We start from the raw sequence: 15,564 nt of genomic DNA on the forward strand, positions 1-15,564 counted from the left end.
GTTACAATACTACCAATAATAGTGATTAAACATAAAGACAGGACTGCTTAATTTAGCAGAGCAATTAAAAAATGTGTACGCAAGCATGCAAAATTATGGGCGTATCGAGGGATACATTTTATCGCTATAAAGAATTGGTTGAAGAAGGCGGTATAGAGGCACTCATTGATCGTAATAGACGGGTGCCTAACCTTAAAAATAGAGTGGACGAAGCCACTGAGTTAGCGGTGATAGAGATGGCGATTCATTATCCTGCCTATGGTCAACTAAGAATTAGCAATGAGTTGCGTAAACAGGGAATATTTGTATCACCTAGTGGTGTTCGTTCCGTTTGGTTGCGGCACAACTTGGAGAACTTTACCAAACGTCTAAACGCCTTAGAGGCGAAAGTACAGCAAGAAGGAATTATTCTGAATGAGCAACAAATACAAGCTCTTGAACGCAAGAAAGATGAAGAGCAAGCCATGGGTGAGATTGAAACCGCGCATCCTGGCTTATTTGGGTTCACAAGATACCTTTTATGTGGGGCATTTAAAAGGGGTAGGACGTATTTATCAGCAAACATATGTCGATACTTACAGTAAAGTAGCGCATTGTAAGCTATACACCTCTAAAACCCCTATTACTTCTGCAGACTTACTTAATGATCGTGTATTACCTTTTTATGCAGAGCATGATTTACCTGTATTACGCATTCTGACAGATAGAGGAACAGAGTTCTGCGGTAAGGTAGAGCATCATGATTATGAGCTTTATCTAGTTATTAATGAAATTGAGCATACAAAGACTAAGGCTCGATCACCTCAAACCAATGGTATTTGCGAGCGCTTCCATAAGACCATTTTGCAGGAGTTTTATCAAGTAACGTTCCGCAAAAAACTCTATGCTGATTTAGATAGTTTGCAAAAAGACCTAGACGAATGGCTTGATTTCTATAATAATGAACGAACTCATCAAGGAAAGATGTGCTGTGGGCGAACACCCATAGAAACAATTGATTGATGATGGTAAATCAGATTTGGAACAGCAAAAAGCATGAGCTAAATCTAATCTGACAGACACCGCTTGTCAAACGGGGAACTGTCAGATGAAGTCTGAACTTCTACATGTAATTTCATCACCATAATCACACTATTTGCTATCACATCCATAGCGGTTTATCTACCACTTTATCAATAATAAACTGTAGACATTTACACGCTATGGATTTTCTCCTATCAAACTCTATTTTCTAGCCTTATCATTCAAAGTGAAAAGTAGCTTTTTCCTGTGCATCAATTTGTTTAATTAAATTTGTTTCCCATGCAAGGTATTGCTGAGCAGCCTTTTTATTACCTTGATGTCTATCATGATACAAAAAACAGAAAATCTATACAATCCTTATCCTGCAATACAGTACTATCTGTTGAAATAGGCAAATCTGTATGATGAAAAAAATTTGCTGTAATCGTACTGATATAAATCTGTTTAAAACCAAGCTGTTCAAAATCTTGAGCTAAACATAGATTTTTCACTTTACTATCACCAATGATTAATATCTTAGTGTGTTTATTTTGAGGCGCCAATTGTGTTATAAGAGGTCTTATAATCCACTGAGAATTTTGCAGATGTACCTTGCGATACTCGTTACTGGCACGAGCATCAAAAATAATCAAATCAGCATTATCTTCAATTAACTGAATCAGCTGCTCTTCGTCATAGACTTGTGTGTGATTTAACTGATAAGTAACCTCACGTTTGATCGTAGATAAACGCTTTAAATCGCCATCATCAGGTAATAAATAAACATCCCACCCTAACTGTTTAAGCCATGTCGCCGTCACAATAGCACGAATATTATCTGTATCAATCAATACTATTCTAGCGTTCCTCACCCCTATAAATTCATCAGTCGCTTGAACTAATTGCCCTCCTGGCGTATGACGAATAAGACTAGGCCAGTGACTATTATGATACTCTTTCGCTGTACGAATATCACATAGATAAACAGTCACCTCATCCTCATCTAACCACCTATGTACTTCATCAACGGTGACTTTTGCCAAAGCAAATCTTTCACTTAATTTAGCGGCTTTAAGTTGCAGCTCAACAACCCGTTTTGAACTAATTATGTCAGGATAAACTCTATCTGCATGATGCTCTAGCGTAAAATCTGCCAAATACCATCCTTGAGTACCATTTTCTAATGCAAAGATAGGATTGGGCAAACCCAAATTAATCAAACTCTGTGCACCAATAATACTACGCGTTCTACCAGCACAATTAATAATAATCGTTGTTTGTGGATCTGGTGCTAATTCAGTAGCACGTAAAGCTAGCTCACCATTAGGACAACAAATAGAGCCTGGTATATTCATTTTCTGATATTCAGATAATGGACGACCATCTAGCACAATATAGTTAGCACTAGCTTGATGTTGTAAGTCATATAGTTCTTTAGCACTGATACATGGCGTATGATAAAAATGTTCGGCTAATTCACCAAATGTTTTACTCGGAACATTAACACCCGCAAACGTATTAAATCCAGCAGCTTCCCATGACTCAACCCCCCCTATCAGAATATATACATTCTGATAACCAAGTTGATTTAATCTCTCCATGCAAGTTCGAACTATTGATTCCTCGGCATGGTTACCATATAAGACTATACGTGTTGTAACTCTTGGGACTAAATAAACAACTCTATCTTCTAATACACTGAAAGGAGCGGACACCGCATAGAACAGATGATTTTCCCCATACTGTCCATGTTCACGAATATCCAATAAAGCTATTTCATGGTGATCAGAAAGCCAGTCTTTTAACTGTTGTGGAAGAATGTACATGGTATATAACTTTCCCTAGCTGAAATGCTTACGAAACACGTGTTTTAACACCGATATCCATAACTTTACAGGTATTATTTTCCATATCAAATGCCAAACGCTCGGTTAATGTTTCTAATGCCCGACCATAAAGATGTAAATGACGAATACTACTGTCTTCAATACGCACTGCATGTATATCATCAGGCATTAACGCAATACCTGCACCAGGACTAATAGACAACTTTGCTTTTTCTACTAATGTGGCATGACCTGACGTTTTACCATCATCAGTACGATCATACAAGTAATTTTGCTCTGTTCCCTCAACCGCCGCAATACATGCCCATGTAGTGTGGTTATGTGGAACAATTTTTTTACCTGGTTTCATCACATTCAAATACAATGCGTATGAGTTATCCTCATCAGCGTGAATTAAAAAACGATTTTGAAGTTCATCACCTGTTGGCTCAGGGTATTCTTCAGCAGACCACCATTCCTTATGAGCAGCAAGTTTTATTAAAGCATCACAAACATTTTGTAGTTTGTCTCGACTTGGATTAGTCTCCATTTGTTGCTTACTGATTTTAATTAATTCTGCAACGGCTAATTGTTTATCCATCATAATCGTCTCCTAGGTAAAACAATGGTCAACCATCCTAAAATAATGGTCAATTTTTAGTTCTATGATTAAATTAAATCATAGTATCTCATCACTGTAACAGATTGAGATTACCTCGTTGTTTTACTTATTTGAAGTATGACTTTAATACGATGAAATAAATCACTACCATCTCATTGATAGCGAACATAACTAAGCCTATGGTTATCTATTTCACAAAAATAGGCTCTGGTTCAATTAATACACCATAACGTTCTTGTACATCATGCTGAATCGCTTTTGCCAAGGTCAGTATATCCTCTGCCATTGCTCCTCCACGGTTCACCAAGACCAATGCTTGTCTATCATGAACGCCAGCCGCTCCTAAAGCACGCCCTTTCCAACCACATTGATCAATTAACCAACCCGCTGCTAATTTATACTCTCCATTTTCCTGTGGGTATGCCACAAGAGCAGGAAATTGCTGTAGCAATGTCTGATAGTTGGCTGATGATACGATGGGGTTTTTGAAAAAACTCCCTGCATTACCCCATACCTTAGGATCAGGTAATTTTTGCTGACGAATTTGCACTACGGCATTAAAAATATCCATCGCACTACTATGCTCAGATAAACCACCAAAATTTTTCAAGTCGGCATAGTTTAATGAGGGCTTCCAATTTTTGGGAAATGCAAAACGTACGCGAAGAATTAAATAGTCTTTTGCCTCATGTTTAAAAACACTATCCCTATAAGCAAAGTGACACTCTGCTAAGGAAAACTCTTTCTGTTCTCCAGTATAGACATTTATTGCCGTTAGACTATGAAAATAATTCTTCATTTCCTTACCATAGGCACCTATATTCTGCACAGGACTTGCACCCACTGTGCCTGGAATATAAGCAAGGTTTTCTAAACCATTCCACCCCTGCTCAAGGCAATAACGAACAAATTCATGCCAAACCTCTCCCGCCGCCGCTTCAACAAGAAAAAAAAGACTCCTCTTCTTGTAATAAACGAATACCTTTTAATTGATTATGAATAATCAACGCCTCAATATGTGAGCTTAAAACAACATTACTTCCACCCCCCAAAATAAAATAATGCGGGTATTGCTGAACCAATGAAAGTAACTCTGGCAATTGTTGTTCATTAGCTAATGCAAAGAAATGGCTAGCATCAGCCTTTAAACCGAAGGTATTGAGATGAGTTAGAGAAAACATGTAAGAAAAATTGAACCAAATTAAATAATCAAACAACACATTATAATCGCAAAGACGATGTAAAACACTTGACAGCCTCAGCACATATAGATAAAATTATTTTCTTTCGATGCATTAGCAAGTGAAAATGCGGGAATAGCTCAGTTGGTAGAGCGCAACCTTGCCAAGGTTGAGGTCGCGAGTTCGAGACTCGTTTCCCGCTCCACTCCCCCATACACGTCAGTTTTGTTCTCTCCCTTAACTCCCTACTCTCATTTTTCCTCACACACCTATAACATAAAGCCATCCAACCAAAGCCATTAACGTGACAAATAGTACAGGGACTGTCAATATAAAGCCGACCTTGAAGTAATAAACCCAACTAATATGTATATTTTTCCGATTTAAAATATGTAGCCATAGCAACGTAGCCAAAGAACCTATCGGTGTTAATTTAGGTCCCAAATCACTGCCAATAACATTGGCAAAAATCATTCCCTCTTTCACTAGGTTCGTTGTATTTACATCTTGGATCGCAATATTTTGAATTAAGACCGTAGGTAAATTATTCATCACCGATGATAAGAGTGCCGATATAAAGCCTGTACCTATTGTTGCCACTCCAGCGCCGTACCCTGACAATATCGTTAATCCTTGTGTTAAGTAGTCTGTCAAACCTGCATTCCGTAAACCATATACCACCAAATACATGCCGAGTGAGAAAATCACAATATGCCAAGGAGCTCCTTTCAATACCTTGTTCACATTAATTTTCTTTGTATAAAAGGCAACTAATAACAATAAAATAGCCCCTATCCCTGCCGTAAGACTAACAGGCACTCCCAAAGGATCCAATATAAAAAAAACCTAATAATAAAAAAATAAGTACTCCCCAACCTACAGCAAACGTTAAGCTATCTTTAATCGCTTCCTTTGGATACATTAAATGAGAGTCATCATAGCCGTGAGGGATATTCTTTCGATAAAAAAAGTACAGCACAAGTAAAGACGCCACAACGGATACCATATTGACAGGTATCATAACCTTGGCATAGTGATTAAAAGACACATTGAAAAAATCTGCTGCCACAATATTCACTAAATTTGACACTAATAAAGGCAAACTTGCCGTATCAGCAATAAATCCTGCTGCCATAATAAATGCTATCGTGGTGTGCAAACGAAATTGCAACACAGATAAAATAGCTAACACAATAGGCGTTAAGATTAATGCCGCTCCATCATTTGCAAAAAATGCAGAGACAAGCGCCCCCAATAACACGATTAAGACAAAAAGCCTAGTTCCCCTACCACGTGCTAATCGCGTTATATACAACGCTATATAGTTAAAGAACCCCGCCTCATCCAACAACAAACTAATGATAATAATCGCAATGAATGCAAGCGTCGCATTCCAGATAATTCCCCAAACCACAGGAATATCTTGCCAATGAATGACACCTACCATTAAAGCCAGAATAGCTCCTATACTAGCTGTCCACCCAATACCTAAGCCCTTAGGCTGACCAAATAACAAAAAATAACGTTATTAAAAAAATAAGTACTCGCTAGTATCACAACTATATCCAATTATTCATTACTACTACACCTTACTTTTAGCTAATCAATTCTATATTGGAAAATCGATGACTATAGTAAAGTTTCCTATGACTACCCTACCTGAGCCTACTGTTAGTCCTTTTTCTTCTATCACGCCGAATCATGCGCTAACACATAATAAACAGGTACCTATTTCACACATCAGGAATTTTACAGCTTTTTAAGATTGGCGACTGGCTTAATAGACAATAATGATGAGAGGATTATTTCTCCTCCAATTTTTACCTTTATATGTCAAATAAAAAACGAGAATACATATTCTGTATTCTCGCTCTCTTCTTAAGCAAAATCCGTAGAATTTATTTTACGATTTCCACAGGACCATGATCATCGCAATGATTACCATGTTGGTGATGTAATCGACCATCAACAATATAATCAATATGATCACCATGCGGAATGGCCTCATGTCCACAACCTTCCCCATGCACATGACCTTTGCAAGTGTCTACTGGATGACAACCATCAGGATTTTTATTACTTACTTCAATAGTGTGTTCATCGTAATGGCCATTATGCTCATGATGCAAATGACCGTCATGTAAATAATCTACATGATCTCCATGCTGAATGGCTGTATGACCACAATTTTTACCATGGATATGCTCATGATTTGCATGTGTTTTACATTCACTCATTTCAAACTCCTTTATTATTAAAAACATCTATTGCAAACAGTGTAATTCTTTCATAGCAAAAAATCAATAAGTTATTGATTTTAAAATATTTTTATTATGTTATAACATTGCATATTAAGATTTATAGATAATAAAAAGCTTTATAAAAAAAACTTTTGGATGAGCATTTTTTAATCGGTACTATATTTACACTCTTATATTTTTCTTATGGCACAGATAAATATAAACAATAAGCCTTTTCTCATAAGATAGGCTAAAATTAAACTATAGTTAGTCTGAATTTTAAGGAGTTATCACATGGCAAAACCACAAAGTGCTATTGTTCCTGATCATCTTAAATCAGGTATTTTTATCGAAGCAAATTTGAATGGTAATAACTTAGATGCTATTAGACAAGCCTGCAAAGATAGTTTGCAAATACTCAACTCTTTGCAACAACAATTTCCTAATGATAATTTAGGTCTTGCTATTGGCTTTGGTAGCGATTTATGGCACAAATTAGGACACTCGTCAGAGGGTAAAGAATTAAAACCTTTTACTTCCCTTGGCAATGGTTTAGCTCCTGCGACTCAATGTGATTTATTCATCCATATTCAGTCTTTACAACAGGCAGTCGCCTTTGCACTAGCTGTTCAAGTCTTAGCCACTTTTGGCGAACTTATTTCTATCCAAAGTGAAACACACGGCTTTCGTTTGCTTGAAAATCGTGGGTTTGACGGTTTTGTTGATGGTACTGAAAACCCTCAAGGTGATGAAGAGGTCACCCATGTTGGTATCATTGGTGATGATAAACCTGATGCTGGCGGATCATATGTCCTTCTTCAAAAATATCAACATGATTTAAAAAAATGGGATGCTATTGGCACCGCTAAACAAGAAGCGTCTATTGGTCGTTCTAAAAAAGATGATCTTGAGTTTGATGAAGATGTTCGTTTACCTGACTCACATGTAGGAAGAGTTAATCTTCAAGAGAATGGTGAAGAATTTAAAAATTGTACGTCGTAGCTTGCCTTATGGCTCAATCTCTGGCGAGCATGGTCTGATATTCTGTGCTTATTGTGCCACACTGCATAATATTGAAACGCAATTGAAAAGTATGTTTGGTGAAACTGACGGTAAAACTGATTTATTACTAACCCATCTATCCAAAGCGGTTAGAGGTGCTTATTATTTTGTTCCTAGCGAGGAACGACTTAAATCACTTTAACAAGCTAATGATTAAACCAACTCAAAGGCATGAGAGGAATCTATATTAGTGTATTTTCTCTCATGCTCTAATAACCATTGTTTACGATTTAATCCCCCACTATACCCAGTGAGCGAACCATTTTTACCTATCACTCGATGACAAGGAATAATAATCGCAATTCGATTTTGACCATTAGCATTAGCCACTGCACGTAATGCGGATGGCTTACCTACTTTTTCAGCTAACGCCTGATAATAACTCGTCTGACCAAAAGGTAGTTGTCTTAACGCCTCCCAAACTTGCTGTTGAAAGACAGTTCCCGGATATACCAGTGGTACCGTAAACTCCTGAAGAGTTCCTGCAAAATAAGCATCCACTTCTTGTTCTACTTGAGTAGTCCATGGATTACTTTCTTGCACAATTGATGCTTGATAAATTTTCATTAAATCACGTTGTTCTTCTTCTAATCGACGTGTCCCCAGAAATTCTAATAAACACACCCCATTTTCTGTTGCCAACGTTATCATGTCACCTATTGGTGTGGAAAATTGTTGTTTATATAAAATATTACTCATCATATTTCCTTATCGTATTTAATAATAAGCTGACAAACAATTTAATTATTATTGACGATATAAATCATTAAAACAACGGCATCTCGTCACTAATTATTAAAAAAACTAGTCTTTACTACGCAATCACAAGATAATAAGCTACTAAACTAGCTACAATTAACCAAATAAACACAATAACACCAAGCAGTAATGCTTTAGGACCCGCTTTTTTAAAGGCTGAAAAATGTGTTGTTAAGCCTAAACCTGCCATCGCCATAGTCAACAAAATATTATCCACTTGCGTAATCAGCTGTGTGGCTTGACCGGGGATATTAATGATGGAATTGATTGCTATCATCACCAAAAATAACACCGCAAACCAAGGAATAGTCACTTTATTTTTTGCTGATATTTCTGTCTGGTCTCGATTGATAAAATACAACAAAATAAACAGAAATGGAGCCAGCATAATAACGCGTAGCATCTTAGTGACAACCGCTAAATCCATTGTCCCATCACTGATTTGCTTACCTACTGCCACCACTTGAGCTACTTCGTGTACGGAAGAACCTACCACAATCCCAAAATTTACCGCATCTTTTGGATCAAATAATAGTGTATATAGCCAGGGATAAAGAAAAATGGCCAAGGTTCCAAATAACACCACCACTGCAATTGCTTGTGTTGTTTCTGTTGTTTTGGCTTTAATTAAAGAGGCAGTTGCCATCACAGCAGCGGCACCACAAATACTACATCCAGCACCAGTTAAAATAACGGTATTTTTTTCCATTATTGAGATATTTATAGCCTATCCAGTATGTGAGTAAAAACGTACTACTGACCATAAATAAATCAATAAAAATAGTGCCTAAACCTAAACCTGCCACTTGTGCAAACGTTAACCTAAAACCATAAAGAATAATGCCTAAACGCAATAATTGCCCCTTGGCAAAAGCGACTCCTTTATCTGTTCTTGGCGCTAGTTTAGGATAAATCGTATTCCCCACTAACATCCCAATTAATATCGCAAATGTTAATGGACTAAATCCCAATTGGGATCCTATTTGATAGTGTGTTAATAAAGTAGCTATTAGATATATGCAAATAATCAGCACAAGCCCTGGCACATAATTTTTCATTCATCATACTCTGTATTAATTTAGATGAGTATTTTGACACGTTACAACTCATTCCGTTGGCTTTACTACTTATTTTGTGAATTTTAGTCTTCTTTATACCACTCAGTTGTCTCCGTATCTATGTCAAAAACTTGCCCTAAATAAGGAGTTAACGGAGAAATACCATATTCTTTAACCAAAGGAATGCTCATAAGAACAGGCTCATTCCAAGTATGCTCTGATAATGGATATGCTCCCCAATGAATAGGCACAAAACGTTTAGGATTTAAAATTTTTGCGGCTTGTGCTGTTTCGCTTGGAAACATATGATTATCTTCCCAACGTTCGTTATATTGACCATTTTCAATGAACGCAATATCAAAGTCTACAAACTGCTGTTTAATATCTTGAAAATGCTTTCCATAAGCAGTATCACCACTAAAATATACACGTGCCTGTGCCGACTCAATAACAAATCCCGCCCAAAGCGTTTTATTTTTATCAAATACACTGCGTTGTGCATTATGCCTTGCTGGGACTGCCGTATAAGTAATACCATTTATCTCTACTGATTGCCACCAATCTAGCTCACTAATTCTATGAACATCTACGCCAAATTTCTTTAAAAAATATCCTGCACCAAGAGTAGTAATAAAATGCACATGCGCTTGTTTGGCTAGTTTTTTAATGCTTTTAGCTTCCATATGATCATAATGCACATGGGAAATAAGGACGATATCTATTTTAGGTATTTCTTCTAATTGTACCGGTGCTTGTTGAAAACGATTCATCATAATCGGCAAAGGTGAAACAGAAGATTCAAATACCGGATCAGTCAATATACATTGCTGTTGCAGATTCATTAAAAGCGTTGAATGCCCTAACCATATATATTTCGCTTTATCATTTGCTGATAAAAAAGAAGCCCATTCAATTGAATGGACTTCTAGACTTTTTGATGGGTGCAATAAGGATTGTTTAAAAATCATTCCCCATGCTAATTTGAATGAGGCTTCCGCCTTGCGCTGAGGTTCTAAATTATAAAATCTTCTTTTCCGCTGACAATAGTGATTACTTTCAGGGTATAGAGGATAATTTCCAGGATATAAATAATAACTTAACAGCACTGATAAACTTAATAGAAGAATATACATAAACATGGTTTCTCCCTTTATCTCTTATCACACTCATACAAAACAATTTTGATGAATTGCTTTAAGTATAAAAAATCATTTTGACGTTTTTATGTAAAGGAAGATAATCTATAAAAATCTGTTGTATTTTCAACGTTTTTACACTGACTCATCCATTAATATCATCTAAAAGGCTATTAAATTTATCCTTTTATTCCCTAAAGTTCTCTTAACCAGTGAGGATTGGCAGAAATAACGTTTTTATAACATGGACAATTCTCATCATGAGCACCGGGTAAATATGAGGTACTCATTAAAAATTCATTAACAATTTCCCCTCCAACGAATTTAAAGTGCTGCTTAAATACCTTTACCCATTCCTTTAAACTTAAAGGGTGATGATAGTCTAACCAAGCTTTAAAAGAACCATATTCTGCCTGAATCTCTAAAATTCTATTAGCGTTATAAATCGCTGCATTAACTTTTAGACGATTACGGATAATCCCTTTATCATTTAATAAACGTTCAATATCATGGTCTGTAAATTTAGCCACTTTGGCAATATCAAACTGAGCATAAGCCTCTCTAAATGCTTGTTGTTTTTTTAATATTAATGTCCAACTTAAGCCTGCCTGATTTATTTCCAACACCAAACGTTCAAATAACTCATCATCATTCTCTATCGGAAAACCATATGCATAGTCATGATAAGCCTTATTAGGATCATCTGTTGCCATAGAAAGTTGCTTAACAAAATCGCAATAACTCATTTTCTTACTTTATAACCGTTAACTAATAATAACCATTAAAGAATATTTACTCTGATTAAAATATTTGGGCACATTTTGATTAAAATATTTGGGCACATTTAGTTCGTAGTTAGTTGTTTAACTCAACCTTTTGATATACAAAATATCAAGATAATTATTTTATATTTATAATGAGTATAGTAACTATCTAAACTAACGAGATTGCAAAAAACTAAAAAATACAGGAGATATGATGAATAACGCCTCAATTGACCATTTTAACGCCTCTGCTCGTGAATGGGATAAACGCCATACCTCTAATCAACTCGCTCCCCTTCCTCAAAAACTCCTCAGTAAAGTTAAATTTGACAAACATATGCATGTCTTAGACTTTGGAGCAGGTACTGGTTTACTAGCCACAGCAGTAGCACCCTTGGTAGAAAAAGTGACCGCTTTAGACACATCGACTGAAATGCTAAAAGTTCTCTCCGAAAAAGGCTTCGCCAATATAGAAACGGTAGAAAAAGATATTTTTGAGGGACTACCTGAAAAATATGATGTGATTGTCAGCTCTATGGCTATGCACCATGTCAAAGATACCCAAGGTCTATTTCATGCGTTTGCTAACAGCCTAAATCCTGATGGAGAATTGGCATTAATAGATTTATTTGAAGAGGATGGAACCTTTCATGGTAATAACATCGCTAAAGGTGTTCAACATTTTGGTTTTGATCCTGATAAACTCAGTGAATATGCCGAAAAAGCAGGATTTACACATATCCAAATATCAGAGATTCATCGCTTAGTTCGTGATAATGGACGAATTTATCCACAATTTTTGATGCAAGCAGTGAAAAAGGTCTAAGAAAACTATATAAAACAAATATCCTGTGAAATCAATACTGAACTGTCCCCTTGAACTAACACTGCTAATTTAGCCAATGTTATACAGGATGTTCACCCTGCACCATACAATCAGCAAAGAATAAAAAATATCGCTCTTTCTTTATTCTCTGCTACCGTTGTGCGTAAAAATGAAGAATTTTTGCCTTGTCCTCCAAGCCCAAACCACGCTTTACAGAAAACTTAATGGCAGGAAAAAGGATTTAGCAATTGGAGTGTAAAATCTTTAAAGGTCGCTGCCATTATCTTAAAAATAAAAAACTAATTATCTTGAATTTTAATAAAAAAACCTTATAAAACAATAACTAATAAAAAATCAGAATAACAAAAAAACTGAAAAATAATAAAAACTATCTTGAAAATAACTTAAAAAATTATTGAAACTTGTACTGCTCACCCTAAATAAACTTATACATAACGGAGGATTTTGGGAGACAATTTTACTTGTTTAAAATTCTCCTAATTGACAGGATTAGTCCACTCGTTTAATCAGTGGTTTAACGAAGCAAAAGCAAAGGTAGGAACAGACAAGGCTAAAAACACTAAGGGTGCCAGAGCCACTCACAAAAGCAGACTTGGATACAAAAGATTGTCTACTACAGAACATTATTTACGTAATCGTCTTGGCGATAAGGTTGTACCAACAAAATAGCTTTTGCGGAAAAGATGTATTTTGAGGAAAATAAAAAAGCTCCTGAATCATTTCAAGAGCCTTATAAATAAGTGGAGGCGCGGAGCGGAGTCGAACCGCTCTAGACGGATTTGCAATCCGCTGCATAACCGCTTTGCTACCGCGCCATGCTAAACTATCGAAATAGTTAGAAGAGATTCGTTAAAATGTTATCTATGAGCCAAAAGTTAACACTCATGTCATTTAACTGGTTAAGCGTAAAATTATAACAGCTTATTTTTCTTTTGGCTATACATATTCACTTTTTAATAGTTATCTTGTTGCAATAGTCTAATTTATCAACTCAAATTACGCTCAACTAAAAGTATAAACCCTTATGGATGATTAAATTATTATTCATTTTTACGGTTTTTACTTCTTGCAAAATATAAAAATAATCCCATATTAAGATTATCATTGTTACCCTCACGTTTATAAGGATTACTTATGGATAATGAAGTCATTAACCGTCCAAATAATTCCTCTGCCAATAGCGAGAATATACAACTAAAAAACTCCGCGCTTTACGCAAAGCTTGTTTATGGTATCTATATTATCTCTATGTTTACAGGGTTACCGATGTTTGTCGGCGTCATTATTGCTTATATACGCCGTGGTGATGCGCTAGGAACTATTTACGAGAGTCACTTTAGCTCACAAATCAAGATTTTCTGGTATTCCATGATTGCCTTAGCGGTTGCTTTCCTAACCTATATTATTTTAATTGGTTGGTTAGTCTTGCTACTCTGGTATATCTGGTTTATTTATAAAGTTATTATTGGCTTAATGCGTTGTTTAGATGAAAAACCCTTGTACTAACTAATCAATGACTGCCCTATAAAGTCACCCATTTTCACTATGGTTATCTATTAGAAAGTTAACATTGATTGTTTTCAAACTAAACGACTGTCACCAATAAACTACCCCTGATAAGTTACATGTGCTTATTGGGGGTTAATTCTCTTATCAATAGTTATCCGAAAAATCTGGGGATAAGGTTGTGATTATGTTTTTAAGAAAATTCTAACATCTCTTTTGCTCTTGATAAATCAATAACTTAGTCCACTAAGATTGCTAACTCCTTTGCTCTGCTAAATAAATAAGCATCAGCCTTTAAGCTCTCATTTTCCCCTTCTATTGAATCATAAATTACTTTTTATCTTGATCAGTACCAAGAAATATTGAGTTATCCCCATCTTCTGTGGATAACTTTGTGGGTAGTAAGTGAAGATATTGGGATTAAAAAGAAATTTCCATATATTTCAATCAGCTAAAAAAATTAGCTAACGACTTGCTCGGTTATGCTCAAAAAATAATCATGTTTATTTTATGGCTGTACTATGCACAAATAAAATGACTATAGGAATAATTAAAATTTTTATGAGTCATCATGTATCATTACATTTAACAATATAACTTAACTATTCATAGCTATGTCTCCCCTCTCACTTATTACCCTATTAATTGGAAGCAGATAATAATGGATGATCTCGTTGTAGAAGCAATGCAAAAATGGCCTGATGTACCCGCTGTTTATGGTTGGTTATCACTCAATCAGTCTGGAGAATGGCGTATACATCAAGGGGGTAATTATGCAAAAAATCCATTAGGAGAAAAGATTACTAACCCTCAAATACTGGCTTTTATTGCTCGAAATTATAGCCATACTGAACAAGGCGAATATTTTTTTCAAAATGGTCCTCAGCGTGTATTCATTGATTTAAGTGAGGCTCCTTTTGTTATAGAACTAAATGATAAACAACAATTTTATACTTTAAATACCTCAGAGACTATTGAACGTATAGATGCATGGTTAATGGATGATAACGGTTTTATTTATATTCTTTCTAATATAGGATTTTGCTTAGTCGCTAGCAAAGACTTAGCTACTATTTTTAATAACGCCAACATTTCTTGTCAGCATTCTTTAGAAAGCAGTTCAGCTAATAACTTAGATGCTTTTTTTGAGTCTTCACCTTTAATAAGTAGTTCATTGTTAAACAATCACAATACTATCGATAGTATCCACCAACAAGCCACCTACCAATTAATTTTTGCTAATTATGCTAGTGCACCATTAATACTCATCCATCAAAAAGACAAAGAGACTATTGGGCATTTTATTGCACATCCTAGCCCTTAACATCACCCTATTTTCGTAAGCGTCCGGTGAACTCCGATTGACTTCCGTTTTTAAACGTTCAATGCCCCGATTTTGTCGGGGCATTGTGTTAATTCTTGGTGTCGTTTGGCGCTTGCCAACGATGAGGCAGAAGCTCAGCAATGTCCTTCGCTTTCTGTGTCGGCAATCGTTCCAACACATCCTTAAGGTAAGCATAAGGGTCATGGCCATTGAGCTTAGCCCTGAATTGAATTAACG

15 protein-coding genes, 2 tRNA genes and 3 pseudogenes are annotated in these 15,564 nt (G+C 35.9%); 7 read left to right on the forward strand and 13 right to left on the reverse strand.

What is annotated here, in order from left to right; translation table 11 throughout:
- The first annotated feature begins 31 nt into the window (after window positions 1–31).
- Window positions 32–1,002, forward strand: a pseudogene (locus V757_RS23830) (IS481 family transposase).
- Between the two features lie 344 nt (window positions 1,003–1,346).
- Here V757_RS23830 and V757_RS23835 read toward each other — a convergent pair.
- The 4 genes and pseudogenes from V757_RS23835 to V757_RS29790 form a co-directional block, all read right to left on the reverse strand.
- On the reverse strand, window positions 1,347–2,828 hold the full coding sequence (locus V757_RS23835) for a rhodanese-like domain-containing protein (RefSeq protein ID WP_245587025.1): 1,482 nt from the start codon (window positions 2,826–2,828) through the stop codon (window positions 1,347–1,349).
- A gap of 28 nt (window positions 2,829–2,856) precedes the next feature.
- Window positions 2,857–3,378, reverse strand: coding sequence for a cysteine dioxygenase family protein (locus V757_RS23840; RefSeq protein ID WP_245587029.1), 522 nt, complete (start codon window positions 3,376–3,378; stop codon window positions 2,857–2,859).
- A gap of 259 nt (window positions 3,379–3,637) precedes the next feature.
- Window positions 3,638–4,348, reverse strand: a pseudogene (murB, locus tag V757_RS23845) (UDP-N-acetylmuramate dehydrogenase); the annotation flags it as partial.
- 40 nt (window positions 4,349–4,388) lie between these two features.
- A complete protein-coding gene (locus tag V757_RS29790) occupies window positions 4,389–4,631 on the reverse strand; it encodes a hypothetical protein (RefSeq protein ID WP_315970386.1) in 243 nt (80 codons plus the stop codon).
- Between the two features lie 129 nt (window positions 4,632–4,760).
- Between V757_RS29790 and V757_RS23850 the strand changes: the two genes are divergently transcribed.
- Window positions 4,761–4,836: transfer RNA gene (locus V757_RS23850), tRNA-Gly, on the forward strand.
- A gap of 56 nt (window positions 4,837–4,892) precedes the next feature.
- Here V757_RS23850 and V757_RS23855 read toward each other — a convergent pair.
- Window positions 4,893–6,169, reverse strand: a pseudogene (locus tag V757_RS23855) (arsenic transporter).
- A gap of 360 nt (window positions 6,170–6,529) precedes the next feature.
- Window positions 6,530–6,868 (reverse strand): hypothetical protein, encoded by a 339-nt coding sequence (locus V757_RS23860; RefSeq protein WP_023951916.1) that lies wholly within the window; start codon window positions 6,866–6,868, stop codon window positions 6,530–6,532.
- A gap of 297 nt (window positions 6,869–7,165) precedes the next feature.
- Between V757_RS23860 and V757_RS23865 the strand changes: the two genes are divergently transcribed.
- Window positions 7,166–7,873 carry a Dyp-type peroxidase gene (locus tag V757_RS23865; protein ID WP_261796550.1) on the forward strand — a complete coding sequence of 236 codons (708 nt, stop codon included), beginning with the start codon at window positions 7,166–7,168 and terminating at the stop codon, window positions 7,871–7,873.
- The gene (locus tag V757_RS29650; protein ID WP_261796551.1) at window positions 7,842–8,075 is read left to right on the forward strand and encodes a Dyp-type peroxidase; all 234 of its coding nucleotides are present in this window, start codon (window positions 7,842–7,844) and stop codon (window positions 8,073–8,075) included. The genes V757_RS23865 and V757_RS29650 overlap by 32 nt, the downstream gene beginning before the upstream one ends.
- 11 nt (window positions 8,076–8,086) lie before the next feature.
- On the opposite strand, the gene V757_RS23870 is transcribed toward V757_RS29650, so the two are convergent.
- The 5 genes from V757_RS23870 to V757_RS23885 form a co-directional block, all read right to left on the reverse strand.
- Window positions 8,087–8,632: a methylated-DNA--[protein]-cysteine S-methyltransferase gene (locus tag V757_RS23870; RefSeq protein WP_023951918.1), complete on the reverse strand. Its 546-nt coding sequence runs from the start codon at window positions 8,630–8,632 to the stop codon at window positions 8,087–8,089.
- Window positions 8,633–8,747: 115 nt separating this feature from the next.
- A complete protein-coding gene (locus V757_RS23875; protein ID WP_245587026.1) occupies window positions 8,748–9,401 on the reverse strand; it encodes a YeiH family protein in 654 nt (217 codons plus the stop codon).
- Window positions 9,361–9,750, reverse strand: a complete 390-nt coding sequence (locus V757_RS29375; protein ID WP_245587027.1) for a putative sulfate exporter family transporter — start codon at window positions 9,748–9,750, stop codon at window positions 9,361–9,363. Before V757_RS29375 ends, V757_RS23875 begins: the two co-directional genes overlap by 41 nt.
- Before the next feature lie 83 nt (window positions 9,751–9,833).
- Window positions 9,834–10,889 (reverse strand): MBL fold metallo-hydrolase, encoded by a 1,056-nt coding sequence (locus V757_RS23880; protein ID WP_023951920.1) that lies wholly within the window; start codon window positions 10,887–10,889, stop codon window positions 9,834–9,836.
- A gap of 191 nt (window positions 10,890–11,080) precedes the next feature.
- Window positions 11,081–11,599: a DNA-3-methyladenine glycosylase I gene (locus tag V757_RS23885; RefSeq protein ID WP_245587028.1), complete on the reverse strand. Its 519-nt coding sequence runs from the start codon at window positions 11,597–11,599 to the stop codon at window positions 11,081–11,083.
- A 265-nt stretch (window positions 11,600–11,864) separates the two neighbouring features.
- On the opposite strand from V757_RS23885, the gene V757_RS23890 reads away from it, so the two are divergent.
- Window positions 11,865–12,476, forward strand: coding sequence for a class I SAM-dependent DNA methyltransferase (locus V757_RS23890; RefSeq protein ID WP_023951924.1), 612 nt, complete (start codon window positions 11,865–11,867; stop codon window positions 12,474–12,476).
- A 762-nt stretch (window positions 12,477–13,238) separates the two neighbouring features.
- Here the strand turns inward: V757_RS23890 and V757_RS23895 are convergent.
- Window positions 13,239–13,312, reverse strand: a tRNA-Cys gene (locus V757_RS23895).
- Window positions 13,313–13,631: 319 nt separating this feature from the next.
- Between V757_RS23895 and V757_RS23900 the strand changes: the two genes are divergently transcribed.
- Both V757_RS23900 and V757_RS27620 read left to right on the forward strand, forming a co-directional pair.
- Window positions 13,632–14,003, forward strand: coding sequence for a DUF4870 family protein (locus V757_RS23900; protein WP_023951926.1), 372 nt, complete (start codon window positions 13,632–13,634; stop codon window positions 14,001–14,003).
- Window positions 14,004–14,664: 661 nt separating this feature from the next.
- Complete coding sequence (locus V757_RS27620) at window positions 14,665–15,327, forward strand: DUF2946 family protein (RefSeq protein ID WP_023951928.1); 663 nt, start codon at window positions 14,665–14,667, stop codon at window positions 15,325–15,327.
- A gap of 88 nt (window positions 15,328–15,415) precedes the next feature.
- On the opposite strand, the gene V757_RS23905 is transcribed toward V757_RS27620, so the two are convergent.
- Window positions 15,416–15,564 (reverse strand): IS66 family transposase (locus V757_RS23905; RefSeq protein ID WP_023951929.1); only part of this gene is annotated, 149 nt, incomplete at its 5' end.

This window comes from Pelistega indica, from assembly GCF_000506865.1.
In the GTDB taxonomy this organism is placed as follows: Bacteria; Pseudomonadota; Gammaproteobacteria; order Burkholderiales; family Burkholderiaceae_B; genus Taylorella; species Taylorella indica.

Excerpts from the sequence above, each read along its gene's own strand:
- V757_RS23835 (WP_245587025.1), bottom strand. The coding sequence starts at position 2,828 with ATGTACATTCTTCCACAACAGTTAAAAGACTGGCTTTCTGATCACCAT.
- V757_RS23840 (WP_245587029.1), bottom strand. The coding sequence starts at position 3,378 with ATGGAGACTAATCCAAGTCGAGACAAACTACAAAATGTTTGTGATGCT.
- V757_RS29790 (WP_315970386.1), bottom strand. The coding sequence starts at position 4,631 with ATGTTTTCTCTAACTCATCTCAATACCTTCGGTTTAAAGGCTGATGCT.
- V757_RS23860 (WP_023951916.1), bottom strand. The coding sequence starts at position 6,868 with ATGAGTGAATGTAAAACACATGCAAATCATGAGCATATCCATGGTAAA.
- V757_RS23865 (WP_261796550.1), top strand. The coding sequence starts at position 7,166 with ATGGCAAAACCACAAAGTGCTATTGTTCCTGATCATCTTAAATCAGGT.
- V757_RS29650 (WP_261796551.1), top strand. The coding sequence starts at position 7,842 with ATGGTGAAGAATTTAAAAATTGTACGTCGTAGCTTGCCTTATGGCTCA.
- V757_RS23870 (WP_023951918.1), bottom strand. The coding sequence starts at position 8,632 with ATGAGTAATATTTTATATAAACAACAATTTTCCACACCAATAGGTGAC.
- V757_RS23875 (WP_245587026.1), bottom strand. The coding sequence starts at position 9,401 with ATGGAAAAAAATACCGTTATTTTAACTGGTGCTGGATGTAGTATTTGT.
- V757_RS29375 (WP_245587027.1), bottom strand. The coding sequence starts at position 9,750 with ATGAAAAATTATGTGCCAGGGCTTGTGCTGATTATTTGCATATATCTA.
- V757_RS23880 (WP_023951920.1), bottom strand. The coding sequence starts at position 10,889 with ATGTTTATGTATATTCTTCTATTAAGTTTATCAGTGCTGTTAAGTTAT.
- V757_RS23885 (WP_245587028.1), bottom strand. The coding sequence starts at position 11,599 with ATGGCAACAGATGATCCTAATAAGGCTTATCATGACTATGCATATGGT.
- V757_RS23890 (WP_023951924.1), top strand. The coding sequence starts at position 11,865 with ATGAATAACGCCTCAATTGACCATTTTAACGCCTCTGCTCGTGAATGG.
- V757_RS23900 (WP_023951926.1), top strand. The coding sequence starts at position 13,632 with ATGGATAATGAAGTCATTAACCGTCCAAATAATTCCTCTGCCAATAGC.
- V757_RS27620 (WP_023951928.1), top strand. The coding sequence starts at position 14,665 with ATGGATGATCTCGTTGTAGAAGCAATGCAAAAATGGCCTGATGTACCC.